The following is a 7900-nucleotide window of genomic DNA, read 5'->3' on the forward strand; positions in this document are numbered from 1 at the left end:
CGTTCGTGGTGTTGCCAGCGCGTGGTGCTGCAGGTGCTCGAGCGCGCGACGATGCGGCGCTTTGGCGTGATCGCCATTGCCGCCCACCCAGCACGTGCTCGGCGTTGACGAGGCTGGCCTGGGCGGCCGCTGGCTGGGCTCCTGATCAACGCCGGGCGTGGTGCCGCGGCCGGTTCACGTGGTCGTGGTCTTCGGATCACCAAGCAGCTACGTCTTCCTCGGGTGGGGGCGGGGGCGGGGGCGGCGAGGGGATGTCCAGCTGAGAGGTGTGGGCCGAGCCCGATGTTGTTGTCTGGTCTCTGAGCGGGATGACGTTGCCGACTCGGTGGGTGCGTTGCAGGTCCGGGCGTGTGTGGTTGAACTGGGCTCGTGTCCATGCGTCGCGCCAGGGCGCCAGTGTCCGCCACTGCGGGAGCCCGAGCAGGTCCGTGTTGGTGTCGAACTGCGTGAGCAGCGTGGTGACGATGCTCATGAACAACTCGATCCGTGGAACGAGTCGGCCAGCGAAGACCTCGGACAGGGTGCTGGCACCGACGGGGTGGACGCCCTCGGTGGTCTTCGTGAGCTTGGCGAGTTCGCGCAGGCTGGGGTCACCGGTGTTGATTTTCAGGACCTGGAGTTGGTGGCGCAGGTCGTCGAAGGTCTGCACGGTGTCCGGCTCGGGTCGCTGGGGACGCGCGCGTGCTTCGACCCGGTCAAGTACCGCTTTCACGGCTGTGGCTGGTGTGCTTCGGCGTGCTGCTCGTGCGCGTGGGGTCCCGAGTGACGATGCGTGGAGCAGCCGCAGGAGCTCCAACGCCTCGTCGAGTTGCTCAAGGTGAGCCGCGAGCTCGACGAGGTGTTCGTGAGCCGCTGTTGCAGCTGTGCCGGACCTATTGTGCTGCTGGCGCTGAAGGTCTTCGGGTTGCTGCATCAGCCTGAGGACGGTCTCAGCGCGGGATTCCGGGGTGACACCGTCCTCAGATTCGATCGCAGCGTGGAGGTGCGACGCCGCCTGAGTTAGCACGTCACTGGGTACGTCCGCGATCGTTGCCAACATGAAGGCCAGTGCCCTGTCCTTGGTGCCGCGGGCGCTGATGGCGGTGGCCAGGTACCTCGCGTGCTCGCGGAAGTCCTGGTCGCTCTGGTCGTCCTGGGTGCGTTGCCTGTTCACGTGTCCCCCTTGTTCCTGGCGGCGTCGCCGAGCCGTTGGCGGCGGTAGCGGCGCAGGCGCTGCTCGATCGAGCCGGCGGAGGTCCCGAGCCGCTGGGCGGCCTCCACGATCGAGCAGCCGTGCAACACGATCAGCTCCGCTGCCGGGCGGAGCTTGTCCGGCATGGTGTCGAGCTCGGCGCGCACGAGTCCGTGTGCGATCACGACGTCGGCGGGGTCGTCGCAGATGCGGGTGTCGAGGACCTTGCGGGCGGCGGAGTCGACCTCGATCATCATCTCGACGTGGTCGACGAGGCGGTCACGTTGCTGCTCTTTGCGCCAGCGCCGCCACACGGTCGGGAAGACGGCGACGCCGGCGCCGACGAAGAAGGTCGTCAACGCCGCGCCGCCCTCGAACGTCCAGCCCTGGCCGATCAAGCCCTTCTCGCGGAACAGCTTGATGGCCTCGGCGATGATCTCGTAGGCCAGCTCCGCGCGGCCGTCGCGATCACGTACGAGCTGTTCCTGGTCGCGCTCGTCGTGGGGGACCGGCCGCCCGCGCTGGGCGGTGTAGCTGAAGATCGTGCCCCGGCCCAGCCACGACATCATGACTGGGAACGTGTACGCGATCAGGTCGGCGATGAGCAGGTCGTACTCCCGGCCGGTGAACCCGGCGGCGGTGATCCGGTTGTAGAACTCGCTGTCGGCTTCACGTCGGGCGAGGTTCTCGGCGGCCTTGAGGATCTCCGCCGGGTTCTCGGCGCCGATCCCGAGCGGGCTGGGACCGCTGGGCACGTCGACGAAGGGGAACCGCGGGTGGCCGGACGGCGGCTTGAACAGCCGGGCGAAGGCGAGAGCCGCCTCGATCGGCGATTCTTCTACTTCGGGTTGTAGGTCCGCAGCCACGGCAGCCGGAAGCGCGACGTGCGCTCCACCTGCCTGCGACCCCTGCAACCCACACTCCCGTTCTTCCGCGCGCCCTCAAGTGACGATGGCCCGCGCCGCCGAACTGCACGACGACACGAACCCTCGTATGTCGGGTCGGCGGCGGAAGCCTACGGATTCGCTCAAGATTTTTTCGGAGAACTTTTTTGTAGGCTGACCTGCGGTTCTCGGCCTATAGCCCCGGCAACGGCCGGGGCGGTCCCGGTCACGATCACCGACAGGGGAAGACCGATGTCCCGCACGACCCCCGGACCCGCCGACGGCTCTGGCGACGGGCACCTGTTCACGCCGCGCACCGCGCTCATCCTCCTGCTCGCCGTCCTGGCGGGCGGTGCCGCGGTCGCGCTCAGCGTCTGGGCCGGGCAGCACATCGCCCAGGCGCTGCTCGTCGGCGCCGGAGCCACCGCGGCCGCGACCGCGTTCTTCAACTGGCTCATCAGCCCGCGCTGACGTCCGCGACAGCTGAGTACGGCGTGGAGTCCGGTCCGTTGTTGCACGGGCACTCTACGCCGTTCCAGGCCCACCATGGCGGTCGTTGCGCTGCTCGTGGTGCTACAGGTGATCGAACGCCTGGCGGCCACTGCGTGGGTGGCGTCGGCGAGCTCCTTGGCCGAGTCCGTGGACTTCTTGGGCGTCGTCTCGTGCGGGAGAACGCTGGTGATCTCGATGTTGGTGGGGACCGGCGGGTTGCGGTGCGGGCCGGTCGTCTCGACGACGGTGGTCTTGAGCGTGGGGGCCGACTCGGTGTTCGCGCAGTGAGGCTCGCTCCGGAGCCGCCGGGGGCGGGCCTCACTGGACACGCGCTAGCACTTCAGCGGACAGGAGGTCGACGGCAAACGGGCCCTAACGATGGTCCCGGCAACGGCGATACATGATCAGGCATACCCGACGGAGAGGTGGGCGCGAGGGTGTCCTTACGCGAAGATCGCGAGTTGTCCGAGGTCTTGGCGGCGTTGTCGCCGATCGACGTGGAGGTGGCGCGAGCGGTCGTGGCCGACTGGTATCCGGCGGAGTCCGAGGTGTTCGACGACATCGTCGAGGACTTCGTCGACGACCCCCTGCGCACCGTACGCGGGGTGCGGCCGGGTGCCCCGGTGGGCATGGGGATCGAACTGGTGACCGTGACCCCCTACGTGCTGTCGGCGGTCGGATTCCTGGGCGGAATCGTCGCGGAGAAGATGGTGGGGGGCGCCTACGACGCGATCCGGGAGCGGCTTCGACGGGCGAGGGCACGTCGACAGGTGGGCGGGGCACCGGAACCGGTGGACGCCGCCGCCAGCGACCAGGTCGTGGCCGTAGTCGTGGTGCACCTGGTCAAGCAGGACGCCGACGAACAAGCCGCGCGGGAGGTGGCGGGCCGCGTCGTTGCCGAGTTGCTCGGCGAGGCGACTCCTGCCGCGCCCGGTGCGCCCGCCTCACCGACGCCGCCGTCGGTGTGACCGCGCCGCAGGCTACGGCCGCACCTCACCCCACATCGACGCCCCGGCTTGCGGCGTTCACCCTGGCCCGGTACGCCCTGCTGCTGCTCATCCCCGTCCTGGCGGCCGGTTTCGCGGCCGACCTGGAGTTCTACGCGCTGTTCGGCGAGCGGTACGGGGCCACGCTGCGAGAGTGCGGCGCGCTGTCAGAGACCGTGACCACCTCCGACCCGTTGGAGCCGTCTAAGGCCTTCTTCCGGTGCAAGGCCGTCGCCGACCGCGGCCGGATCGGGTTCGACCTGGCCGGCTCCGTGGTGGCGTTGCTGATCGGGATGGGGCTGGTGCGCCTGCTGCCCCAGGCGCTCTACCGGCGGGCCGGCCGGATGCGGCTGGCGGCACAGCGGTGGCAGCGCGCCGCCGCGGAGGCGATCCGGTCCATGGGCGGACGGGTCGTCCCGCAGGTGATGCTGGCCTCGGACTGCCGCGAGCCGTTCACCGTACGGATCGCCGGGAGCGTGCACATCGTGCTGCCGCGAGGCGTGGTGACGCTGCCCGCCGACCAGGCACGCGCGGTGGTGCGCCACGAGTGCGCCCACGTCGTTGCCGGTGACCTGGGACGTGTGTGGCTCACCCGAGGTGTCTGGTGGGCGACACCGCTGATCTTGGCGGTGCCCGTCGTGGACCAGGTGGTGCGTGAGGCCCTGCAGCCGGACAGCACGGTCGCGGCGCTGTTGACGCGGGAGTTCTGGCTGTCCGGGAAGTTCTGGTTGTCGCGGGAGTTCTGGCTGTCGCAGGAGTTCTGGCTCGTCTACGGCATCCGGTGCGCCCTGCTCCTCACCGTGTTGTGGGTGGTTGCCCGTGGAGTCCTGCGGGGGCGCGAGCACGAGGCCGACTTGCTCAGCGCGGCCGACGACACCGGCAAGGCCGCGCTGAGCGCCCTGCTGACCCACCGGAAGGGGACGGAGCGGGCCTCGGGCCCAGGGGTGGTGCGGCGGTTCACGGCCCTGCACCCGTCGTTCGACCGGAGGATCGCCGTTGTGGACAACGGGATGGCGGACTTGGCGGCGCGCACCGTCGAGGGAGTCGCCTTCGGCGCGCTGGCGGGCTGCACCATGCTGCTGGTGTCGTACTTCGTCCGGCCGCTGTTCGCCGGCGCCGATCACCCCGGATTGACCGCCTTTCTGGTCGCGCTGGTGCCGGGTGTGCTGCTCGGCTCCGCGTGGGGAGCGGTGCGGCGAGCCGGGGCGGATGGTGCGGCATCGGTTCGGGATTTCGCGCCGCGTCGGGTGCTGACCCAATTGGGGCTGCCGGTAGGCGCCGTGATCGGGCTCAACCTCGCGCCGACGGGAATCATCACCCCGTGGGAGAACATCGGCTACACCTCGTGGCTGTGGCTGCTCACAGCCTTCCTGATCGCCGGGGCATCGATGATGGGCACCTTGCTCGTGCAGCCGTTCGGCCTGTCGCCGAGCAGAGGCGCTCGATGGTGGGCGGGTGCAGGGACGGCGGCTGTGTACGTAGGTGTCTTCGCGGTGCCCGAGCAGGTCGCTGCCACCGTGCAGCAGGCCGGCAACGTCGGCCTGGAACCAGTCGTGTTGGCCTTGCTCGCGATCGCCACCACTCCGTCATGGCCGTTGCTCGCCGGACAGGTGATGATCGTGCTCGCCGAGATACGGAGAAGGGCGGCTGGCCGGTGGACCGCGGCGGTGATCGCGCTCGGCGTGGCCGTGACTGTGGCGGTCGCCCGGTTGGCGACCGTGGCCCCGATCACCCCGGACATCAGCGAAGAGCAGGTCTCGACGGACGTCCTGCTCGCGTCCGGGGCGGGGGTGGCGGCCGCGCTGGCCGTCGCCTTGGTCGTGCGCTCGGGCTACGGGGTGGCCGTGGCCGCGGGCTGGACGGCCACCACGCTCGTCGCGCTGGCCCTGGCCGCCCGGCTCCCCTACGACGCAGGGGAAAGCCTCCGGTTCTACCTTCTCCCGGCGCTCTGCCTGCTGGCGGTCGGGTTGCTGGTGGCCGCAGTCGTCGTGCCTATGGGAGCCAGCGCGCCGCCTCAGGGACTGGTCACCTCGGCGGCGGTGGACGGCTGACAGAGGTTGTCGGTCGTCCACCGCCAGTCGTCGGCACAGCAATCTGCGGCTAGCGGGGAAGCGGCACTTGCCGAGCTGGAGGCTGCGGGGAGTGGTTCGGAGACTGGGCACTGCTGACGCGGCTCGGCGGGCACTGGTGGGACGGCACCACCTGGTACCGGCCCCAGCAGGTCTTGAGCTACGCCAGCGAGCGCTACATGCGCCGCCCGGTCCGGCACGCCACGACGATCACCGCCGCGGACATCCCCGACAGCGGCTGCAAGGCCACCCTGGGTGAGGTCGGCAAGATCCTGGCGTTCGAGCCCGGCGGCCCGGTGTCGATGCAGCAGTGGTGCCACAATCAATCTCGCGGTGTGGTCGTTGCGCCGGCTCAACCGCGCCGACGCCCTGCCCTTGGTCTGGGCGGACGCGGCGTGACGCTGCGGGATTGCGCTGAGCGCCGAGGCTTCATTGGTCAAGGTTGGCACGGTTCGGCGTTGAACCGGCTGCTCGACGTCGGCCTGCTCGGCTCCGGGGGAGTGTGGTTGTTCCGCTGGCCCTGGCTCTGGCGAGGCTCGACGTCGGAGGCCTGGACCGGCCCGGTCTTGCTCGAACCTTGCGCGCCTGGATCGGCGGGGTGGTCTGCGGTTCGTCCTCGTCCGACTCGGCGTCGTCCGGCTCGTTCTCGGCTGCGCGCCCTCAGCGTTGACCGGTCCGGCCTGCGTGGTTGCGGGGGAGTGCGGTCGTTCCGCTGGCCTTCCGGCTGGGGGATGTGATTTGTGCTGGTGAGGGGTGTTAGGTGGTGTTAGGTCGGGTGGTCGGCCGGCCTTTCGCGTGAGGGCGCGAGCGTCGTCCAGCTCGGCCTCCAGCTCGACCTCGAACCTCGGCGGCCTCGACCTGTTCGGCCTCGGCCCCTCGGCCTGCTCGGCGACGTCCAGTTCGGTCTCCAGTTCGGCCATGGCGTCGGCCCGCGGCGTGTGGTCTTGGCCTGGTTCGGTGTCGGCGGCCTGGTCTTCGTGGTGCGGTGGGGGTCCGCGGTTCGCCGGCGTGGACCGGTTCGGCCGGCCTTTCCGCCCCGGTTCCGGCAGGGGGATGTGATTTGTGCTGGTCAGAGCCTCGCGGGTGGGTTAACGGCGGGGCTTGGTGCTCGTGCTGCTCGTGGTGGTCCGCGCGGTTCGGCGTCGGCCTGCTCGGCCACGTGGGCCTCGACGGCGTGGGGGGAGTCCGCGGTTCAGCATCGGGTGGGGATGTGATTCGTGCTGGTGAGGGCCTTGCGGGTGGGTCGACGGCGGGGGCCTGGTGCTCGTGCTGCTCGTGGTGGTCCGCGGTTCGACGTCGCCGCGCCCTGGACGTCGACCGGCTCGGCGTCGACCGGCTCGGCGTCGACCGGCTCGGCTTGTTCCTGTTCCTGGGCAGCGCGGTCGTTCTGCTGGCCTTTCGGCGGGTTTCCGGCCGGGGGGATGTGATTTGTGCTGGTCAGGGTGTTGCGCGATGTGCTGATCCGCCGGCCTTTCGCGCTCGCCAGGTCGAGCTGCTGGCTGGGACGTCCCCCATCGGTCTCGTCCTGGCGCCTTTAGGCCTGCTGTGCTGCTCGTAGAGCGGCGCGGAGCATCGCGGCGAGGGAGTACCGCCGCGAGCAACCCACGCACGTCACGGGCCTTCTGGACGGCGTTCCCGCCGGAGGCGGCAATCCAGGCTTCACCGGCCCGCGTGAGACGTGACTAACCGCAGGTCAGAGCCTCGTGAGCGCAGCGCGAACCGGTTGGACGTGATTAACCGCAGGTCACGGCCTTGCCAACCCGCCTGCTGCCCGGCCGCGTACGCCCCTCCAGTTCGCCTCTGAGCACTTCCCCTTGCGGCACAAAGGAAGAACAGGGACAGGACTACGAAAGCGGCCAGAAGCCCATACGCACCAGGTAATGCGCCACCTGTGGCAGCCGCCTGCGTACCAAAACCTATGCAGCACAACAGGAAACCCACCAACACAGCCATACATTACCATCCACATGCGACACAAGAGCACCTACGAACCGGAAACCCTTGCTGCGAAACAGAAGTATGGGCAACCACGATGCGATAGACACCAGAAACACATGCACACCAACAAAAATCACGACTACCAGAACCACCTACGTTCAGAACCCTTACTACGAAACAGGAAACCACCTACAAACCCCGCAAGCTACGAAGACCAACAACTTACGGATCGAAAACCCTTGCTACGAAACAGAAGTGCTAGTACTCCACAACAGACAGTCCACATCGTACACGCAAACACCTACGAATCCCTTTGGCCCCAACGCCGGAGGCGGTTGGGCAGCGGACCAGCGGGAGGCG

Annotated in this window: 6 protein-coding genes; 4 read left to right on the forward strand and 2 right to left on the reverse strand. The window is 69.0% G+C overall.

The genetic code is table 11. The features are described from left to right. Positions 1 to 196: 196 nt before the first annotated feature. The gene (locus ACZ7CF_RS42130; RefSeq protein WP_470372560.1) at positions 197 to 1153 is read right to left on the reverse strand and encodes a hypothetical protein; all 957 of its coding nucleotides are present in this window, start codon (positions 1151 to 1153) and stop codon (positions 197 to 199) included. Continuing rightward, the gene (locus tag ACZ7CF_RS42135; protein WP_470372561.1) at positions 1150 to 2037 is read right to left on the reverse strand and encodes an RNA polymerase sigma factor; all 888 of its coding nucleotides are present in this window, start codon (positions 2035 to 2037) and stop codon (positions 1150 to 1152) included. The genes ACZ7CF_RS42130 and ACZ7CF_RS42135 overlap by 4 nt, the downstream gene beginning before the upstream one ends. Positions 2038 to 2307: 270 nt before the next feature. On the opposite strand from ACZ7CF_RS42135, the gene ACZ7CF_RS42140 reads away from it, so the two are divergent. From ACZ7CF_RS42140 to ACZ7CF_RS42155, 4 genes are all read left to right on the forward strand, one after another. After that, positions 2308 to 2526, forward strand: coding sequence for a hypothetical protein (locus ACZ7CF_RS42140; protein WP_470372562.1), 219 nt, complete (start codon positions 2308 to 2310; stop codon positions 2524 to 2526). 108 nt (positions 2527 to 2634) lie between these two features. After that, on the forward strand, positions 2635 to 2835 hold the full coding sequence (locus tag ACZ7CF_RS42145) for a hypothetical protein (protein ID WP_470372563.1): 201 nt from the start codon (positions 2635 to 2637) through the stop codon (positions 2833 to 2835). A gap of 173 nt (positions 2836 to 3008) precedes the next feature. Further along, positions 3009 to 3515, forward strand: a complete 507-nt coding sequence (locus tag ACZ7CF_RS42150) for a hypothetical protein (protein WP_470372564.1) — start codon at positions 3009 to 3011, stop codon at positions 3513 to 3515. After that, a complete protein-coding gene (locus tag ACZ7CF_RS42155; protein WP_470372565.1) occupies positions 3512 to 5584 on the forward strand; it encodes a M48 family metalloprotease in 2073 nt (690 codons plus the stop codon). The genes ACZ7CF_RS42150 and ACZ7CF_RS42155 overlap by 4 nt, the downstream gene beginning before the upstream one ends. Positions 5585 to 7900: the final 2316 nt, after the last annotated feature.

The sequence above is a fragment of the Lentzea sp. NPDC036955 genome, from assembly GCF_055608005.1.

Bases quoted from the DNA above. Each gene is read 5' to 3' on its own strand.
- ACZ7CF_RS42140 (WP_470372562.1), top strand. From the start codon at position 2,308: ATGTCCCGCACGACCCCCGGACCCGCCGACGGCTCTGGCGACGGGCAC.